We start from the raw sequence: 15,593 nt of genomic DNA, 5'->3' as shown, positions 1-15,593 counted from the left end.
GCTAGACCAGCTTGCCCTTGCAGTGGTCGACCATGTGCTGGATCATCTGTGCGGTCCAGCCCATGTAGTCGCGGCGGCGAGACTTGAGCTGGCCGTCCACGAGCTCGTCGAAAGAGACCTTGATCTTGGCGAAGCGCGTCACGCGCACGGGCTCCTCGTGGGAGAGGCAGGCCTCCTCGACCTTGGCGCCCCCGAGCCCCATGAGGACCTTGGGGTTGTACATGACGTGCGCGGCGCCGTCGTCGTCCTGGTAGGCAATGATTGCCTTGGTGACGCCGATCTGGTTGGCAGCAAGGCAGACCGCGTCCTCGATGGATGCGAGGGTGTCGACGAGGTCCTGCGCCACGGCGGCGTCCTCTGCGGTTGCGGGCTCGCACGGCGTGGAGAGGATGGCCTCGTCCTTCACCAGCTCCTTGATCATGGAAGTCCTTTCAATCCTTGGAATCATGCACGTTCAGTATACCGGGCCTCAGATGTGCAATCAGGGCCTTGGTGCGAAACTTTTGCCTCCTCTTGCGCAATCAGGGCCTTGGTGCGAAGCAGTTTTCCCGATAACGGGGCCTTCCATGAGGTATCAGCACCAGAAAGGCCAGTTGAGTATCGCGGGCACCCTCGAAAGAGCTACGCACCAAGGAGCCGATTGCGCAAAAGCGGGCGCCTGCTTCACACTTAGGGGCTGATTGCGCAGACCAGCCATCACAAGGGAGCCGCCTCTCATGTTCAACGTCGTGCTCGTGGCGCCGGAGATCCCGGCAAATACCGGCAACATCGGACGCACCTGCGTGGTCACCGGCTCACGCCTGCACCTCGTGGGTCCGCTCGGCTTCTCGCTGGATGAGAAGTCGCTGCGCCGCGCGGGCCTCGGCTACTGGCAGAGCCTGGATGTCACCGCATACCGCGACTGGGATGCTTTTGTTGACCAGAACCGACTCGTCGAGCACGATGCCCGCCTCCACCTTCTCACCAAGAAGGCTCGTCGCACCTACGCCGAGGCGCGCTATCGCGACGGAGACTTCCTCGTCTTTGGCTGCGAGAGCGTAGGGCTGCCGGAGGGCCTGCTTGCGGCGCACGCAAACGGCTGCGAGCGCATCCCCATGCTGCCTGACGCCGCCGCGCTCGAGAACGCGGACAGCTGGCGTGCGGCGGACGAGACGGGCGAGGCGCGCGACCACGCCGCGCTCCTCGCCCAGGACGTATGCGGCAACTTCATAGACCCGGAGGACCACCGCATCAGCGCACTCAACCTCTCGAACGCCGCTGCCATCGTGCTCTACGAGGCACTCAGGCAGAACGGCTTTCCCGGCATGTAGGAATCACGCGGTCAGGGCCCGCGGCGTGCCCGCGCGCTCCGCTGGCACGCCCACGAGCTCCGCTCCGGCAGAGGCAAGATACTCGTCGACGGAACGGCGCAGCTCGTCGAGCGACTCGCGGTCCGGGGACGCGGCCGAGTCGTCAAACGGGATGAACTCGCTCGGACGATGCCGCCCCAACCGGTCGCAGAGGCGCGAGTAGCGCAGCGCGATCTCGTGCGCCCAGGGGTCGTCCGGCGACACGCCGGCCGCCATGAGGCCGAGCGCGGTCACGATGACGTCTCGCCACTGTGCCGCCTCCCCCGGCTCCTCGCCGGGCCTGCGCGACCGCTCCTCATGCATCGAATGCCTGAGTGTGGACGGATTGGACCCCGACTCGTCGATGAGCCCGGCGATGCCCGCCCAGTCGGGACTCTCGCCGTCCCCGACCTGCGCCCTGAGGGCGCGCAGGGCAGACATGCGGTGCATGAGCCGCACAAGGTCTCGTCCGAGCAGCTCCACCTGCCGGTCAATCAGCTCGGAGAGCTCACCGCCGTCAAGCTTATGCGCAAGCACCTTCCTGATGTCGGAAAGCGAGTTTCCCAAGAACTTGAGGACGAGGATCCTCTGCAGCTCGCGCTCGTCCTCCTCCGAGTACAGGCGACGGTTCTGCGGCCCCTTGGCCGAGGGGGCGAGCAGCTTCTGCTGGTCGTAGAACTGCACGGTTCGTACCGTCACCCCCGCGCGTCGCGCGAACTCTCCAACGGTCCAATACTCTGACATCTCTGCCCCTCGCACGTTTCGTCTCTATACGTAACGGCTACCCAGTTTGTTATTCCTCAGACCACGCTTTTCCAAAAATGATGCTTTTGACATAAATTCAGTCACAATTTGCTCTCGAGCTTGACCGGCGTGCGCACCACGTCCCATAGAGTACAAGCGCGCCCACGAAAAAACGCGACTCCCGCAGCCTCGGACGAGCGAGAGAGGTCCCCCGTATCTGGAACGGCCTGCCGGGAAGGCCGCCCGGCATCCCCCCTGCGCGCTCATCGCGGCGATGTCCTCGTCGGAGATCTTGTCCGGGAAGGGGCTCTCCACCGTCTGGCTCGCATCGAGAAGATAGGGGTTGTCCAGCGAGTCCCCGGGGTAGGACTCCGCCCGGGCCACGCCCGCGGGAAGCGCGACGCCAGGGACGAGGGCGAGAAGCGCCGTCAGCAGCAGCGGCTTGGTACGCATCATGTGCGGCCTCGATTCTCGAAGAGTTGAGCCACGTTACGGCTGTCCTTGGCCAACGCTACGAGACGACGCAAGGTAGCTGTCAACGGTAATTCCCACCCCCGGCCTCGGAAATCTCGCTCGCCGATGGCATGCGGCGCCAAGTGGCCTGCCCCGGCACAATGGGGCCACGTCACAAGACAACGAGAAGGGAGCCCCGATGCTCGACCACCTGATCATCCGCGTGTCCGATCCCGAGGTCATGGTCCCCTACTACGATCGCGTCATGGCGACGCTCGGCTACCGCAGGGGCGTGGAGTACCCCGGCGGCACGCAGTTCGTGAACGACGAGGACGGAGACTCCGTCTGGATCTCCCCCGCCAAGGAGGGCGTGGCCCCGTCGCCGAGCCACTACGCCTGGCGCGCCAAGACCGTGGCCGACGTGCAGGCCTTCTACGAGGCGGCGCTCCAGGGCGGCACGGACAACGGCGCGCCCGGGCCGCGCGACTACCACCCCGGCTACTACGCCTGCTTCGTGCTGGACCCCGAGGGCAACAACATCGAGGCCGTGCTCCACGACTACGGGGGATAGCGCCGAGCGGCACGCTGGGCCGTCGTGACGTATGATGTATGGAATCGTTTACGCTTCTTTCGGGAGGTCCCATGGACATCGTGTCCATCGTGCTCGGCGCGCTCTCGCTCGCGACGGCATTCACCCCGTTCATCTGGCTGCAGGTCATCGGCGGCTTCGTCGGCATCGCCGGCATCGTGCTCGCGCGCAAGGCAAAGAAGGCCGACTACCGCAAGAGCCTCACCACGGCCATCGGCATGCTCTGCTCGATCACGGGCACGCTCCTGTGCTTCCTCGCCCCCGTGCTCTCCCTTCTGAGCAACATCGCCCTCTACTTCATGACAAGCTAGGGGGCATCCCCAGACTGGCCCCATCGGTAAATCGGAAACAGCCCCCAGCTTACGCAACCCAGTCGAAGAGCCGAGAGGCAAGGCCCGTCGCGCCAGAGCGTGCCACAAGATAGAACGTCACCCGAGCCTCGGCGTCCTCGAGCGGCACGGACGCACGCCCGGGAACGGGGTCGTTTTCCATGTACGGAGCATCCGTCACGAAAGTACAGTGCGGCGTGGTGCGCGCGAGCTGAGCAAACACCATGCGATCATCCTGCTCGATGAAGGTCGCGTGCGGAAGCGCCCGCTCGACAAGCCCCCTCCAGAATCCGATGCCCGTGAGGATGAGGAAAGTACTGCCGTCAAGCTCCGCCAGCGGCACGGATGCACGCGAGGCAAGAGGGTGGTTTGGTGGAAGCGTGACCGAAAGGCTCTCGCGCATGAGCTCGTGGGAGCGCAAAAGCGAGCTCGTCGGTCGCTCGCAAACAATGCCTAGGTCAAAGGTTCCGTCAAGCACGCCGCGGATAACCTCCGACTCCTCCACGGTCTCCGAGGTGAGCGTCTCACGAGGGAACGCCTCGACCATGAGGCTCGTAAGACGCCATAGCGGCGCCGGAGCCACCGTACCCACGCGAAGGGCGCGGGCACGACGGGCGGCGGCATCTATCGCGTCGCGCATGAGCCGCTCGTCGCGCAGGATCTGCCGGGCCCAATCCACCGCCGCACGACCCGCATCGTTGAGCGTCACGCCCCTACCCGCACGCGAGAAGAGCGATGTGCCGAGGTCTGTCTCCAACCGCTGGACGGAGCGGCTGAGCGCGGGCTGCGAGATGTGCAACGCCCGTGCCGCCGCCGACATCGTCCCCTCCCGCACGATGGCGTCAAGCTGACGCAACTGCTCGAACTCCATGGGCACTGCCCTTCTCACTCATGCGTTTCATGCATAGATAATTTCTATCTTGGTATTTTACAACAGGTTCTTCTCGTCAAATCATATGCATGTATGCAATCAACCAAAGGAGAAAGACATGCAGAGTCTCACGCTTGCCAACGGCCGGCCCATCCCGCAGCTCGGCTACGGCGTCTACACCATGACCTCAGGGGAGGTCGAGCGCTGTCTGCCCGAGGCCATCGCCACCGGCTACACTCACATCGACACCGCCAACGCCTACTTCAACGAGGTCGCCGTCGGCCGCGCCATCCGCGAGTCCGGCGTCCGCCGCGAGGACCTCTTCGTGACCACCAAGCTCTTCCCGCAGAGCTACTCCTACGAGCAGTGCAGCTCGGATATCGACGCCTCGCTCGAGCGCCTGGACATGGACTACGTCGACCTCATGCTCTTCCACCAACCCTACGGCGACTACGTCTCCGGCTGGCGAGCGATGGAGGAGGCAGTGCGTGCCGGCAAGGTTCGTGCGATCGGACTCTCCAACTTCCCGCTCCACAAGGTCGACCAGATTCTCGAAGTTGCCACGATCAAGCCATCCGTGCTCCAAGTTGAAATCAACCCCTACTGGAACCAGCACGAGTACAAGGCCGCACTCGCCGCGCGCGGACTCGAGGGCGCGGTCTTTGAGGGCTGGTACCCGCTGGGCCACGGTGACAAGGGCCTTCTCGGCGAGCCGCTCTTTGCGAAGCTAGGCGAGAAGTACCGTAAGACGCCGGCCCAGATCGTGCTGCGCTGGCACCTGCAAGAGGGCAACGTGGTCTTCCCGACCACGCGCAGCGTTGAGCACCTGCGCGAGAACCTCGATGTCTTTGACTTCGAGCTCGCGCCGAACGAGATGGCACGCGTGAATGCCCTGCCGCAGCGACCCTACTACGTGGTGCCCGAAGACGCGCCAGGCTTCGTCCTCGCGCACAACGACTACCGCAAGCAGGCGTAGACCGCGCAGAAGTGCCTGTCCCTTTTGTTGCGCACAGAGGAGGAGAGATGGAATACCAGATTCTGAACAACGGCGTTCGCATGCCCATGCTCGGCTTTGGGGTGTACCAGATGCCACCGGAGGACACCGAGCGCTGCGTGGCCGAGGCGCTGGCCGTAGGCTACCGCCTCATCGACACCGCACAGGCCTACGACAACGAGGAGGGCATCGGCGGCGCCATCGCTAAGTCCAGCGTGCCCCGCGACGAGATATTCATCACATCCAAGGTCTGGGTCTCCAACATGAACTATGAGCGCGCCGCGGCCTCGATCGACGAGTCCCTACGCCGCCTGAGGACCGACCACATCGACCTCATGCTGCTCCATCAGATGATGGGCGACTACACGGGCGCCTGGCGCGCGATGGAGGACGCCTACAAGGCCGGCAAGCTGCGCGCGATCGGCGTCTCCAACTGCTACCCGGAACGCCTCGTGGACCTCTGCTGCCTGGCGGAGGTGCCGCCCGCGGTCAACCAGATCGAGACGCACCCCTTCCGCCAGCAGCGCGCGGCACACGAGAACATGGTCGAGCTCGGCGTGGCTCACGAGGCGTGGGCACCCTTCGCAGAGGCAAGCAACGGCATCTTTGAGAACCCGGTCCTTCTTGCCATTGCCGAGAAGCACGGGCGAACCGTGGGCCAGGTCATCCTGCGCGCGCTCATCCAGTCCGACGTCATCGTCATCCCCAAGACCGTGCGCCGCGAGCGCATGGAGGAGAACCACGACGTCTTTGACTTCACGCTCGACGCTGAGGATCTCACCGCGTTTGCCAGTGTGGAGGACCCGAGCCTCCCACCCATCTTCGATCACTTTGACCTGGAAACGGTGAAGTGGCTGCTCGGCGACCTCGTGCGCCAACAGCAGCTCGGTGGCGCAACGCTGTACTAGCCATGAACCGGAAAAGAAGAGAAATAGCCCGTTCCCTTTCCTCTCACGGCAAGGGCAAACTCGATTGCCGTCCCGGCAGCCCGGCAATCACCATCTCGAGCACGGTCTCCTTGAATTCCTCCATCGCCTCGTCAAGGCCCCGAGCTGCATCCTTATCGGTGATTGCAGTGCCCCCATCGAACTCGCGACACCTCAGCCAAGCAGAGCGCCAGATATAGTACCCAACCAATTGGATGAGATATGCATATCCCGCCGTCGAGGACGCCGTCCTGTCAAGGGCCGCCTCCTCGACGGCCCGCAATGCGCATCTTGGAACCCCCCATTCTCAAACCCCTCGATGAAGTCGTTGACGACCCTACCTCGGCCGACCAGCATCGAAGACATCTTGCCCGCCGTTGGCCTGAGGGGATTGCGATGGCTCATTGCTCCTCGCCTCTCCCGGCAACACCCCCCATTATCACCTCGCATAAGACGCATAAGAGTGAACGCATCCTTCGGGTATCATCTACGCAGCTGGCTAAGGAGAGAGAGGACCCGAATGGATGCCAGCAGCGTGGAGATTCGCCCCGTCACCGACCGCACGCCAGAGCTCGTCGAACGGCTCGTCGCCGTCTGGGAGCGCTCCGTGCGCGCCACGCACGCGTTTCTCTCCGACGCCGAGGTCGCGGCAATCAAGCCGTTTGTCCCGCAGGCGCTCGCGGGCGTGGGGGCACTCTTCGTGGCCGAGAAGGACGGCGTGCCCGTGGGCTTCATGGGCGTTGAGGACGGCCGCCTCGAGATGCTCTTCCTCGACCCGGACGCGCGCGGGCGGGGACTCGGCCGCACGCTCCTCACGTACGGCATCGAGCGCCTCGGCGTCACCGAGCTCACCGTCAACGAGCAGAACCCGCAGGCCGTAGGCTTCTACGAGCACATGGGCTTCTCCACGTACCGCCGCACCGACCTCGACGAGGAAGGCCGCCCCTACCCGCTGCTCTCCATGCGCCTGTAATTTGGGGACGGCAGCGTGAAGGCGCAACTGATGGCATTTCCTAAGCGCGCATCTAGCTGCGAAAACGCAGAAATCAGCAGGTAGATTGCTCGTTTTTGATGATTAGAAAATCGAGGTTGTTGCAGGGCGATCGCCGTCACGCGCGCGGTGTGACAAACCACGTGCCCACTGCCATGAGCACCAACGCAACCACAAAGGTCGGTGCGAGTGGCGTCTGGAACAGCGCGAGTCCCAGCGCGCTCCCAATGAACGGGTTCACGGCGTAGAAGGCGCTCGTGCGCGCGGCCCCGAGCTCGCGCTGCGCCCGCACGTAGCAGGCAATCGAGAGGCCATACGCAACGAAGCCCAGTGCCAGCGCGCAGACGGCGTCAGCGGCCGCTGGCAGCGCGTCCCCCGCAAGCAGCGCCACGACGAGCGCCCCTGCGCCCGAGCCCCAGCCCTTTGCCACGACCACCTGGACCGGGTCGCGCCCCGAGAGGCGGTTGGTGCAGTTGTTCTCCACGCCCCAGCACCCGCACGCACCCAGAACGAGCAGCGACCCCGTCGAGAGGCTCACGCCCGACCCGCCCCACGAGAGCAGCAGGCACGCCACGGTGATGACGCCGATGCCCAGGGCCGCCCGCCCGCCGACCCGCTCCCCGAAGGCCAGGCGCGCCACGACGGCCGTGGCCACGATCTCGAAGTTGTTGAGCAGCGAGACGGTCTCCGCGGAGGAGAGCGAGAGCCCTGCCATGAGCAGGATGGGCGCCGCCACGTCCAGCGCGATCATGGCGAGCACATAGGGCGCGTCCTCGCGCACGAGCGGGTTGCCTGCCGTGACGTCCTCGCGCGCCAACGCCCGGCGCCCAAGCGCAAGGAGCGTCATGCCCGCCCCGGCACCCAGGTACAGCAGGGCCGCCATCATGTTGGGGGCAACACCGCCAAGCAGCAGCTTTGAGAACGGCGTGCTCAGCGCGTAGAGCGCCGCGGCGAGAAACGCGAGCGCGATGCCCGCCCGTTGGCTACGACCCCGCATGTCTCCCCCCCTCGTCGGGAACCACCACTTTTAGAGGGCTGACGCCCCATCCCCTCGATTCTCCACGAACAGGCGGGCTCGCTCACACCCATCTCCGCCCTACGCGTGAATCTAGGATAGCGTGCGAGCGGGTTGAGCCGGCACTCCCCGTACGCTATCATAGTGAGAACATTTGTACTGATTCTGTAGCTGGAGCATAATCAGGCGGCGGCGCTGACGAATGGGGAGGACACGGCCGCGATCTCGCCCGGCGGCACCCCCCTCCCCATCGTGGCGTCCCAGGCGAGCGAGCGGAACACGCCCCCGTCGCCCCAGTGGCTGCAGAGCCACGCGAACCGGCCCGCGTACGACCGGAGCCACCGCGCGGCCACGCCGCGGCAGGTCCCCACGAGCGTCGCCTTGAGGTTCGAGATGACGTGGCGGACGGCCCGCGGGGAGGCCCGGTCGTCCGAGGCGTCGAGCCTTCGGGCGTCGAGGCCGGGCCACGCCGCGAGCCCGCCCCCTATGGCGGGGAGCGCATCGCTCCGCACGGTCGCCGACCTCGGGATGTGGGCCCGGCCGAAGGCGGCGTAGGCCGCCTTCGCGGCCGAGTCCACGACCCTCGCGCAGCGGCACCCGTCGCCGACGCCGACGATGGCTCTGGCGCGGGTCGTCCCGCGCCCGTCCCGGCCGCGGGCCGGGGCGCCGACGTAGGCGTCGCCGACCTCGATCTCGCCGACGAGCTGCAGGCAGGCCCGGGAGACGCCCGTCGCCGCCCGAAGCCTCCGCAGGACGCAGCTCGCGCTGCGCCAGTTGACGCAGGGCTCGCGGGCGAGCGCGGACGCGGAGACGCCCCTGCGGTCGCGCGTGGCCATCCACATCGCGCGGAACCAGTCCCTGAGGGGCGGCCCGCCCCCGTGCATCGCGGCCCCCGCGGCCGCCGAGAGCTGCCCGCGGCACCTCGTGCACTGGAACGCCCCGGGGCGGCCGCTCACCGGCGAGCAGGTCCGGCACCCGCACCCCGGGCGGGGGAACCCCGCCGGCCACCCGAGCGCCAGCAGGTACCTGGCGCAGGCCTCCTCGTCCGGGAACGCCCGGCAGAAGTCGTCCCAGTTGCCCCTCTCCTCGCGCTCCTCCAGCATCTCCCTCCTGCTCGCGCACGCCACGGCAGTCTCCTCTCGACGCCGCGACCTTACCCCCGGAGCCGGACGGAAATCCCTCGGTTATGCGCCGGCTACAGAATCAGTACATTTGTTCTTATAAGGGAGACACCATGATCATCAACACCGGCGCGCGCACAGACACCGTGCAGTGGTACACGCCCTGGCTGCTCAGGCGCTTTGACGAGGGGTTCGCGCTGGCGAGAAACCCGCTCTTCCCCGCCAAGGTGACGCGCTACGAGCTTACGCCGGACGTGGTCGACGTCGTGGTCTTCTGCTCCAAGAACTACGCGCCCATCCTGCCGCGCCTGCACGAGATCACGGAGCGCTTCAACACGTACTTCCACTACACCATCACCGCCTACGGGCGGGACATAGAGCCGCGCGTCCCCAGCATCGAAGACTCCGTGGAGACCCTCTACGACCTCGAGAAAATCGTGGGCGCGCGACGCATCGCCTGGCGCTATGACCCGGTGCTCCTCACGCCCGCCTACACCGTGGAGCGCCACCTGGAGACGTTCGACCACCTGTGCGGCCGCCTTGCCGGCCACGTGGACCGCTGCATCTTCTCGTTCGTGGAGCTCTACAAGAAGCTGCGGTTCAACATGCCCGAGCTCGCCCCCATCGGCCCCGAGGACATGGACCGGCTCGCCCGCGGCATGGGCGCCATCGCCGCCGAGCACGGCATCTGGCTCCAGACCTGCGGCTCCAACGGAGACTGGAGCGCATACGGCATCCACCCGAGCGGCTGCACCACGCTCGACATCCTGGGCGCCGCCAACGGCATCACCTTCGCGCCGCGCAAGCACAAGGGCCAGCGCGCCGGCTGCGGCTGCATCGAGAGCCGCGACATCGGCGCGTACGACTCCTGCCCAAACGGCTGCCGCTACTGCTACGCCAACAAGGACCCCGAGCGCGCACTCCGAAACTACCGCACACAGCACGACCCTGAGTCGCCTCTGCTCCTGGGCCACCTGCGCCCCGAGGACACGGTGACCCAGGGCACGCAAAGGCCGCTCCGCCGCCTGCAGCCCACGCTGCTGTGACGTGAGGGGCGTACGGACCCGACACCCGTCGAACGCATTTGCCCAGACCTCGAAGTACAATTGCCCAAAACGCTTACCGTAAGTCGGGGAGGGAACATGCCAACCATCTCACTCTTTCTCGGCATCAGAATCACAATGTACTACGACGACCACAACCCCCCACACTTTCATGCCGAGTACGCCGGTCACAAGGCGCTTATCGATATCCGACGCGGCTGTGTCATGAGCGGCTCCTTGCCTGGCAGACAGCTCAAATTTGTCCTCGCATGGGCAGAGCTCCACCAAGATGAGCTGATGCAGAACTGGCAACTCGCCGCAGAGGACAAGCCCCTCAACCTAATCTCCCCCTTGATGTAGGAGACGCCCATGGAGTACATCCCCTCTGTTGTCCAGGCGGTAGCCGGCGAGAACTACACCGTGTATGCATACTTCACAGACGGGACAGTCCGCTTGTTCGACGTCAAGCCCCTCATCAATCGCGGCGGCGTCTTCGCTCAAATCAGCGACCGAGAGACCTTCGCCGGTCTGCTCACCGTGCTGAACGACACCGTCGCATGGGACCTATCGGGCACCCGTGACGAGTCCTCGTGCATCGACCTCGATCCAATAACCGTCTATCGCAAGGGTGTCGAAGTCGACGACCCCCTAGGGTCGGTCGCATAATCGCGGCACGCCTGCAGAGGCGGCAGCGGAAACTCGGCGCCGGAGCGGCAGACCAGAGGACGCCATGGCCAACGCACCAGCTCTTGAGAGGAGGCGCAGTGCCCAAACCTCACCGTCCTCGCGTCAGGCGCCGTCGAACGTGAGCCGTGTCACGCGCGACGGGTCGATTGCGCGCTGGCTCCCGCGACGGTGGCGAATCTCCGGGTAACCAAAGCCGAGGGGCATGGCGACGTAATGACCCTCCGGAATGTGCAGCCACGCCTTGAGCTCCGGCATGAGGTCGAGCCAGCCAAGCGGGAACGTCATTATCGCGCATCCCAGCCCGCGCGAGGCGCACAGCAGCTCAAAGTACGCGCACGCGATGTTCACGTCCGCAACCGGCTCCCCCGCCCCGAGGGGCGCGTGCGGCACGAGCAAGTGCGGGGCCCCGCAGAAGAGCATGTCTGGGCGCACGCGTTCCTCCCAGCGGCGCATGTCGTCCACGGAGGCCCGGTCAAAGCCCTCGGGATAGACGCCTTTCTCGCACAGGTGCTCCATCTCCGCGCGCACGGCGGTGCGAAACGCCCGCATCTGGCCCCCGTCGTCGATGAGCGCAAACTCTACCTGCTGTTTGTTGCCGCCGTTCGGCGCATTGCCCAACCGCGAGATCATGTCGTCAATTACCGCCCGGTCCACGTTCTTGTCAAGGAACCGCCGGCACGCGTGCCGGTTGGCAATGAGCGAGTCGAGCACGGGTGCCGCCTCCTCGGGCCCGCACGGCGCGAGGCTGTCCTCCGGGCGCAGCCCAAAGATCGAGATGGCACCAACCGGGCACGCAGAGAGGCAGTGCTGGCACTTCCAACAGCCGTTCCAGCCAAACCCCTCATAGGCGGCCATGTGCGGCCGACCGTCCGGGCCCATCTCGAGCGCCTGGCCAGGACAGACCCTCGTGCATGCGCCGCAACCCACGCACGCGTCGCCCACCGTGAAGCGGGCCTCGCCGGAGACGTCGCTCATTTTGCAACCTCTGTCGCCGCGGCGCTCATGGGACACTCCCACAGCTGGTCCTCCGGTAGCCGGCACATCCTGCGCTCGCGCTCCACCAGGCGCGCCACAAAGGGCGTCGCCGGACGGGTGAGAAGAACCTCGGGCCGGTCGCACTGCTCCACGCGGCCCTCGTCCATCACGAGCACGCGCGTCCCCAGCTTGAGCGCCTCGGAGATGTCATGCGTGACGAACATCACCGTGATCCCCGTCTCACGCCAGATGCGCAGGAGCTCGTCCTGCAGCTGACCGCGCGTGATCTCGTCCACCGCGCCGAAGGGATCGTCCATGAGCAGGATGTCCGGGCTCGCCGCGAGCGCCTGGTACTTAACCCCAATATCCATGTCCATCGTGTCGCCGAAGCTCATGCCGTAGGCCGCGCACAGGGCATCGTAGCCGTCCGGACGCTCGTAGAAGTCGTACTCCGCGCCCAGCGTGAGCTCACCGGCAACGCGAGCCAGGTCAGAGTAGGTGCGCAGGTCGTACTTCTCGGCCACCTCGCGGCACACCACGAGGCCGTACTGGTCGGAGAAGCCGTGCATGCCGCGCCACGTCATGCCCAGGTCGTCCTCGTAGGCGGCCGCAAGCTCCCCGAAGAGGTCCTCCGAGTAGACGCCCTCCTCGCCGAGCACCAGGTTCCAGCCCGTGGAGGTGTACTCGGGATAGAGGTCGAACTCGCCGGACTCCATCGCCGGCATGATGTTGGACGTGCCGCCGCCCACGCCCTGCGTGAGCTCCACAGAGAGGTCCGTGCGGCCCTCGATGAGCTCGCGCAGTATCTCCGTGATGACGTACTGCTCGGTCATGGGCTTGCTGGCAATGCGGACGGTGCCCGCAGACCCCGGGGCGAGAAGGGCGCTCACACCGGCGGCCACCGCGGCCACGGCACACGCCACCGCCACGACGCCTGCGGCCACCCGGTTCTGCCTGCGCGCCTTGGCCGTGCGAAGCCGCATGCGCCTCTCCACGACCCCGAGCAGCGCGTCCACCACGAGCGCCAGCGCCGCGATCACGAGCGAGCCCGCCATGGTCATGGCGGCGTTGTTGGTGGTGATGCCGCGGTAGATGGCCACGCCGAGGCCGCCCGCCCCCACGAAGCTCGCGATGCCGGCGAGCGCGATGGACATCGTGGCCATGTTGCGGATGCCCGCCATGATGACGGGCGCCGCGAGCGGCAGGCGCACCTTGAGGAGCACCTGCAGGCGCGTGGAGCCCATGCCGCGAGCGGCCTCCACGATGGCCGGGTCCACGCCGGTGAGGCCGGTGTGGGTGTTGCGCACCATCGGGAGCAGCGCGTAGACCGTAAGGGCGATCACCGCCGTGACGTCGCCACGCCGGAGAACGGGATGAGGAAGCCCAGCATCGAGATGCTCGGTATGGTATAGAGCAGGTTCACCACGGCGAGCGTGGGCTTGGCCGCGCGCCGAAACCCCGCGATGAGGATGCCGGCGAGCCCGCCCACCACGATGGCGATGAGGATGGCGAGGCCGGAGATTGCCAGATGCTCGAGCGCGAGCCCCGCGTAGAAACCGGGGTTGCCTGCAAGCTCGGTCAGCATGCCCTGAACGACGTCCATGCTACTCGCCTCGTCTCTCGATGGCGCCCACGGGGCAGACCTCCGCGCAGCGGCCGCAGCGCAGGCAGTGCTCCCGCGCGATGCGGGCCCGGCCGTCGTCGCCGAGGCGGATGGCGCCCTGCGGGCAGGCACGCACGCAGCGGCTGCAGCCGATGCAGGAGCCCGTGACCGCGAAGCCCGCCTCCGGAGCCGACGCCCCGCCAAACGAGAGGGATGCGCGCTCGATGGGCTGCACGCCCAGGTCAAAGAACTCGACGGTCCCCGCCGCCAGCTCGAACGCCTCCAGCGCGTAACGCGCCTCGCCCGGGTACACGCCCTCCATCGAGGGGTTGTCCGCGAAGATGCGGTCGATCCAGGCGCGCTGCTCGTCGTCAGGCAGGCGGCGCGCCTCGCCCATCGCCCGCACGGTCTGCCAGCGGTCGTTCATGCCGGCGATAGCCACGTGGCCGTCCCGCATGAGCTGGCGGTGGAACTCCTTGCCGCGCGCGGTGCAGAACCAGAGGCGCTCGCCCTCCTGGAGCATGACGTCGATGAAGCGCGCCTGCGGCAGGCCCCTCTCGTCCACCGTGCAGAACACCACGTCCCTGATCTGGCGCACCAGGGCCAGGCACTTCTCGGCCGTCCACGCCGCCTCTTCCGTTGCCACCGTATCCACCCCTTCTTGTCGGAGGTCCTTCCGTTGGCAACGTTGTATGCTGGACGGTGTCCAAAGGGAAGTAAGCACAATATTGTGCGCTAGTTCCCTCTGGGAAACCATCGAGGAAAATGAGGGTAGGCCATGACCGCAAGCACAGCAACACGACTCGAGGAGCTCCCGGCGTGCCCGGTGGAGACCACCCTCACGCTCATCGGGAACAAGTGGAAGGTCCTCATCATCCGCGACCTCCTGGACGGGCCCAGGCGCTTTGGCGAGCTCAGGAAGTCCGTGGGCGACGTGAGCCAGAAGGTCCTCACCGCGCAGCTGCGCTCGATGGAGGAGGACGGGCTCGTCTCGCGAACGGTCTTCCCCGAGGTGCCGCCGCATGTGGAGTACGCGCTCACGCCGCTGGGAATGAGCCTCTCCCCCGTGATCGACGCGCTCGGCTCCTGGGGAACGAGCTACAAGGCATCGCTCGCGTAGGCACGGCCCGCACGACCCGCGCCCCTTTCTCTCTGCACGGCTCATCGCCATTAGTTACCCAGAGGTACTTACCGCACTTTATTGTGCCTACTTCCCAACGGAAACCATCGGCGGGACCATGCAGGTGTCAGCACGAACGCAGGAGAAAGGAACCGCAATGTCCGAGAAGAACCTCAAGGTCGCCGTCGTCGCCGCCAACGGTCGCGTGGGCCAGCTCGTGGTGGAGGAGGCGGTGGAACGCGGCGTGGACGTCACCGCCATCGTGCGCGGCGAGAACAAGACCGCGGCTGAGAAGGCCCTCGTGAAGGACGCGCTCGAGCTCACCGCCGCCGACCTCGCCGGCTTTGACGCCGTGGTGGACGCTGCGGGCGGCTGGACGCCCGAGACCATCCCCGCAATCACCAACGTGGCCGTCCACCTAGCCGACTGCGTGGCCGGCACGCCCGTGCGCCTCGTCGTCGTGGGCGGCGCGGGCAGCCTCTTCGTGAACCCGGAGCACACCGCCACCGTTGACCAGGGGCCCGACTTCCCCGAGGACTGGAAGCCGCTCTCGGCCGCCCACGGCGCCGCCCTCGCCAACCTGCGCGAGCGCACGGACGTGGCGTGGACCTACGTCTCCCCTGCCGCCGACTTCCAGGCGGACGGGGCTCGCTCCGGCGCGTACACGCTCGCCGGCGAGGAGCTCACGCTCAACGCGGCCGGCGAGTCCTGCGTGAGCTACGCCGACTACGCCATCGCAATCGTGGACCTCATCGAGAGCGGCGAGCACGTGCGCGAGCGCGTCTCCGTGGTGAGCAAGTAGGC

The 15,593-nt window shown here is 66.4% G+C and carries 20 protein-coding genes; 11 read left to right on the top strand and 9 right to left on the bottom strand.

Features of this window, described 5'->3' with window-relative positions; all coding sequences use genetic code 11:
- Position 1 precedes the first annotated feature (1 nt).
- Entirely contained in the window at positions 2–421 is a 420-nt protein-coding gene (locus H6A23_RS01720) for a peptide deformylase (RefSeq protein ID WP_204830479.1), read from the bottom strand.
- Positions 422–716: 295 nt separating this feature from the next.
- Between H6A23_RS01720 and H6A23_RS01715 the strand changes: the two genes are divergently transcribed.
- Positions 717–1,310, top strand: coding sequence for a tRNA (cytidine(34)-2'-O)-methyltransferase (locus H6A23_RS01715; RefSeq protein WP_204830478.1), 594 nt, complete (start codon positions 717–719; stop codon positions 1,308–1,310).
- Positions 1,311–1,313: 3 nt separating this feature from the next.
- Here H6A23_RS01715 and H6A23_RS01710 read toward each other — a convergent pair whose 3' ends face one another.
- A complete protein-coding gene (locus H6A23_RS01710; protein ID WP_204830477.1) occupies positions 1,314–2,072 on the bottom strand; it encodes a MerR family transcriptional regulator in 759 nt (252 codons plus the stop codon).
- Positions 2,073–2,724: 652 nt separating this feature from the next.
- On the opposite strand from H6A23_RS01710, the gene H6A23_RS01705 reads away from it, so the two are divergent.
- Together H6A23_RS01705 and H6A23_RS01700 are read left to right on the top strand one after the other, a co-directional pair.
- Complete coding sequence (locus H6A23_RS01705) at positions 2,725–3,096, top strand: VOC family protein (RefSeq protein ID WP_204830476.1); 372 nt, start codon at positions 2,725–2,727, stop codon at positions 3,094–3,096.
- 71 nt (positions 3,097–3,167) lie between these two features.
- Complete coding sequence (locus H6A23_RS01700) at positions 3,168–3,425, top strand: hypothetical protein (RefSeq protein ID WP_204830475.1); 258 nt, start codon at positions 3,168–3,170, stop codon at positions 3,423–3,425.
- A gap of 49 nt (positions 3,426–3,474) precedes the next feature.
- On the opposite strand, the gene H6A23_RS01695 is transcribed toward H6A23_RS01700, so the two are convergent.
- Entirely contained in the window at positions 3,475–4,314 is an 840-nt protein-coding gene (locus tag H6A23_RS01695; RefSeq protein WP_204830474.1) for a LysR family transcriptional regulator, read from the bottom strand.
- A gap of 118 nt (positions 4,315–4,432) precedes the next feature.
- On the opposite strand from H6A23_RS01695, the gene H6A23_RS01690 reads away from it, so the two are divergent.
- The 3 genes from H6A23_RS01690 to H6A23_RS01680 all read left to right on the top strand — a co-directional run bounded on the left by H6A23_RS01690 (position 4,433) and on the right by H6A23_RS01680 (position 7,207).
- Positions 4,433–5,290 carry an aldo/keto reductase gene (locus H6A23_RS01690; RefSeq protein ID WP_204830473.1) on the top strand — a complete coding sequence of 286 codons (858 nt, stop codon included), beginning with the start codon at positions 4,433–4,435 and terminating at the stop codon, positions 5,288–5,290.
- Between the two features lie 47 nt (positions 5,291–5,337).
- A complete protein-coding gene (locus tag H6A23_RS01685) occupies positions 5,338–6,216 on the top strand; it encodes an aldo/keto reductase (RefSeq protein ID WP_204830472.1) in 879 nt (292 codons plus the stop codon).
- Between the two features lie 337 nt (positions 6,217–6,553).
- Positions 6,554–7,207: a GNAT family N-acetyltransferase gene (locus tag H6A23_RS01680; RefSeq protein WP_286165744.1), complete on the top strand. Its 654-nt coding sequence runs from the start codon at positions 6,554–6,556 to the stop codon at positions 7,205–7,207.
- Positions 7,208–7,343: 136 nt separating this feature from the next.
- Here the strand turns inward: H6A23_RS01680 and H6A23_RS01675 are convergent, their stop codons facing one another.
- Together H6A23_RS01675 and H6A23_RS01670 are read right to left on the bottom strand one after the other, a co-directional pair.
- Positions 7,344–8,222, bottom strand: a complete 879-nt coding sequence (locus H6A23_RS01675) for a DMT family transporter (RefSeq protein WP_204830470.1) — start codon at positions 8,220–8,222, stop codon at positions 7,344–7,346.
- Positions 8,223–8,422: 200 nt separating this feature from the next.
- A complete protein-coding gene (locus H6A23_RS01670) occupies positions 8,423–9,367 on the bottom strand; it encodes a transposase (RefSeq protein ID WP_204830469.1) in 945 nt (314 codons plus the stop codon).
- Between the two features lie 107 nt (positions 9,368–9,474).
- Here H6A23_RS01670 and H6A23_RS01665 point away from each other — a divergent pair, with 107 nt between their 5' ends.
- From H6A23_RS01665 to H6A23_RS01655, 3 genes are all read left to right on the top strand, one after another.
- Complete coding sequence (locus tag H6A23_RS01665; RefSeq protein WP_204830468.1) at positions 9,475–10,407, top strand: DUF1848 domain-containing protein; 933 nt, start codon at positions 9,475–9,477, stop codon at positions 10,405–10,407.
- A gap of 96 nt (positions 10,408–10,503) precedes the next feature.
- Positions 10,504–10,764 carry a DUF4160 domain-containing protein gene (locus H6A23_RS01660; RefSeq protein WP_204830467.1) on the top strand — a complete coding sequence of 87 codons (261 nt, stop codon included), beginning with the start codon at positions 10,504–10,506 and terminating at the stop codon, positions 10,762–10,764.
- A 9-nt stretch (positions 10,765–10,773) separates the two neighbouring features.
- Positions 10,774–11,070: a DUF2442 domain-containing protein gene (locus tag H6A23_RS01655; protein WP_204830466.1), complete on the top strand. Its 297-nt coding sequence runs from the start codon at positions 10,774–10,776 to the stop codon at positions 11,068–11,070.
- 123 nt (positions 11,071–11,193) lie between these two features.
- Here the strand turns inward: H6A23_RS01655 and H6A23_RS01650 are convergent, their stop codons facing one another.
- Genes H6A23_RS01650 through H6A23_RS01640 form a run of 4 tightly spaced genes read right to left on the bottom strand, consistent with a single transcriptional unit; the run spans position 11,194 to position 14,315 of the window.
- The gene (locus H6A23_RS01650; RefSeq protein ID WP_204830465.1) at positions 11,194–12,066 is read right to left on the bottom strand and encodes a nitroreductase family protein; all 873 of its coding nucleotides are present in this window, start codon (positions 12,064–12,066) and stop codon (positions 11,194–11,196) included.
- Positions 12,063–13,409 carry a glycine betaine ABC transporter substrate-binding protein gene (locus tag H6A23_RS01645; protein WP_353652990.1) on the bottom strand — a complete coding sequence of 449 codons (1,347 nt, stop codon included), beginning with the start codon at positions 13,407–13,409 and terminating at the stop codon, positions 12,063–12,065. The genes H6A23_RS01650 and H6A23_RS01645 overlap by 4 nt, the downstream gene beginning before the upstream one ends.
- On the bottom strand, positions 13,406–13,669 hold the full coding sequence (locus H6A23_RS11395; protein WP_286165743.1) for a hypothetical protein: 264 nt from the start codon (positions 13,667–13,669) through the stop codon (positions 13,406–13,408). The genes H6A23_RS01645 and H6A23_RS11395 overlap by 4 nt, the downstream gene beginning before the upstream one ends.
- A gap of 1 nt (position 13,670) precedes the next feature.
- Positions 13,671–14,315 carry a 4Fe-4S binding protein gene (locus H6A23_RS01640; RefSeq protein ID WP_204830464.1) on the bottom strand — a complete coding sequence of 215 codons (645 nt, stop codon included), beginning with the start codon at positions 14,313–14,315 and terminating at the stop codon, positions 13,671–13,673.
- Positions 14,316–14,447: 132 nt separating this feature from the next.
- On the opposite strand from H6A23_RS01640, the gene H6A23_RS01635 reads away from it, so the two are divergent.
- Together H6A23_RS01635 and H6A23_RS01630 are read left to right on the top strand one after the other, a co-directional pair.
- Positions 14,448–14,789, top strand: coding sequence for a winged helix-turn-helix transcriptional regulator (locus tag H6A23_RS01635; RefSeq protein ID WP_204830463.1), 342 nt, complete (start codon positions 14,448–14,450; stop codon positions 14,787–14,789).
- 157 nt (positions 14,790–14,946) lie between these two features.
- Positions 14,947–15,591 carry an NAD(P)-dependent oxidoreductase gene (locus H6A23_RS01630; RefSeq protein WP_204830462.1) on the top strand — a complete coding sequence of 215 codons (645 nt, stop codon included), beginning with the start codon at positions 14,947–14,949 and terminating at the stop codon, positions 15,589–15,591.
- The last annotated feature ends 2 nt before the right edge of the window (positions 15,592–15,593 follow it).

The sequence above is a fragment of the Olsenella uli genome (assembly GCF_016900775.1).
GTDB lineage: Bacteria > Actinomycetota > Coriobacteriia > Coriobacteriales > Atopobiaceae > Thermophilibacter > Thermophilibacter uli_A.
The sequence above is the reverse complement of the archived record's forward strand: the minus strand, read 5'-3'. Positions and strand labels throughout refer to the sequence as shown.

Coding starts and splice junctions, on each gene's coding strand:
- H6A23_RS01720 (WP_204830479.1), bottom strand. CDS start 421: ATGATCAAGGAGCTGGTGAAGGACGAGGCCATCCTCTCCACGCCGTGC.
- H6A23_RS01715 (WP_204830478.1), top strand. CDS start 717: ATGTTCAACGTCGTGCTCGTGGCGCCGGAGATCCCGGCAAATACCGGC.
- H6A23_RS01710 (WP_204830477.1), bottom strand. CDS start 2,072: ATGTCAGAGTATTGGACCGTTGGAGAGTTCGCGCGACGCGCGGGGGTG.
- H6A23_RS01705 (WP_204830476.1), top strand. CDS start 2,725: ATGCTCGACCACCTGATCATCCGCGTGTCCGATCCCGAGGTCATGGTC.
- H6A23_RS01700 (WP_204830475.1), top strand. CDS start 3,168: ATGGACATCGTGTCCATCGTGCTCGGCGCGCTCTCGCTCGCGACGGCA.
- H6A23_RS01695 (WP_204830474.1), bottom strand. CDS start 4,314: ATGGAGTTCGAGCAGTTGCGTCAGCTTGACGCCATCGTGCGGGAGGGG.
- H6A23_RS01690 (WP_204830473.1), top strand. CDS start 4,433: ATGCAGAGTCTCACGCTTGCCAACGGCCGGCCCATCCCGCAGCTCGGC.
- H6A23_RS01685 (WP_204830472.1), top strand. CDS start 5,338: ATGGAATACCAGATTCTGAACAACGGCGTTCGCATGCCCATGCTCGGC.
- H6A23_RS01680 (WP_286165744.1), top strand. CDS start 6,554: ATGAAGTCGTTGACGACCCTACCTCGGCCGACCAGCATCGAAGACATC.
- H6A23_RS01675 (WP_204830470.1), bottom strand. CDS start 8,222: ATGCGGGGTCGTAGCCAACGGGCGGGCATCGCGCTCGCGTTTCTCGCC.
- H6A23_RS01665 (WP_204830468.1), top strand. CDS start 9,475: ATGATCATCAACACCGGCGCGCGCACAGACACCGTGCAGTGGTACACG.
- H6A23_RS01660 (WP_204830467.1), top strand. CDS start 10,504: ATGCCAACCATCTCACTCTTTCTCGGCATCAGAATCACAATGTACTAC.
- H6A23_RS01655 (WP_204830466.1), top strand. CDS start 10,774: ATGGAGTACATCCCCTCTGTTGTCCAGGCGGTAGCCGGCGAGAACTAC.
- H6A23_RS01650 (WP_204830465.1), bottom strand. CDS start 12,066: ATGAGCGACGTCTCCGGCGAGGCCCGCTTCACGGTGGGCGACGCGTGC.
- H6A23_RS11395 (WP_286165743.1), bottom strand. CDS start 13,669: ATGGACGTCGTTCAGGGCATGCTGACCGAGCTTGCAGGCAACCCCGGT.
- H6A23_RS01635 (WP_204830463.1), top strand. CDS start 14,448: ATGACCGCAAGCACAGCAACACGACTCGAGGAGCTCCCGGCGTGCCCG.
- H6A23_RS01630 (WP_204830462.1), top strand. CDS start 14,947: ATGTCCGAGAAGAACCTCAAGGTCGCCGTCGTCGCCGCCAACGGTCGC.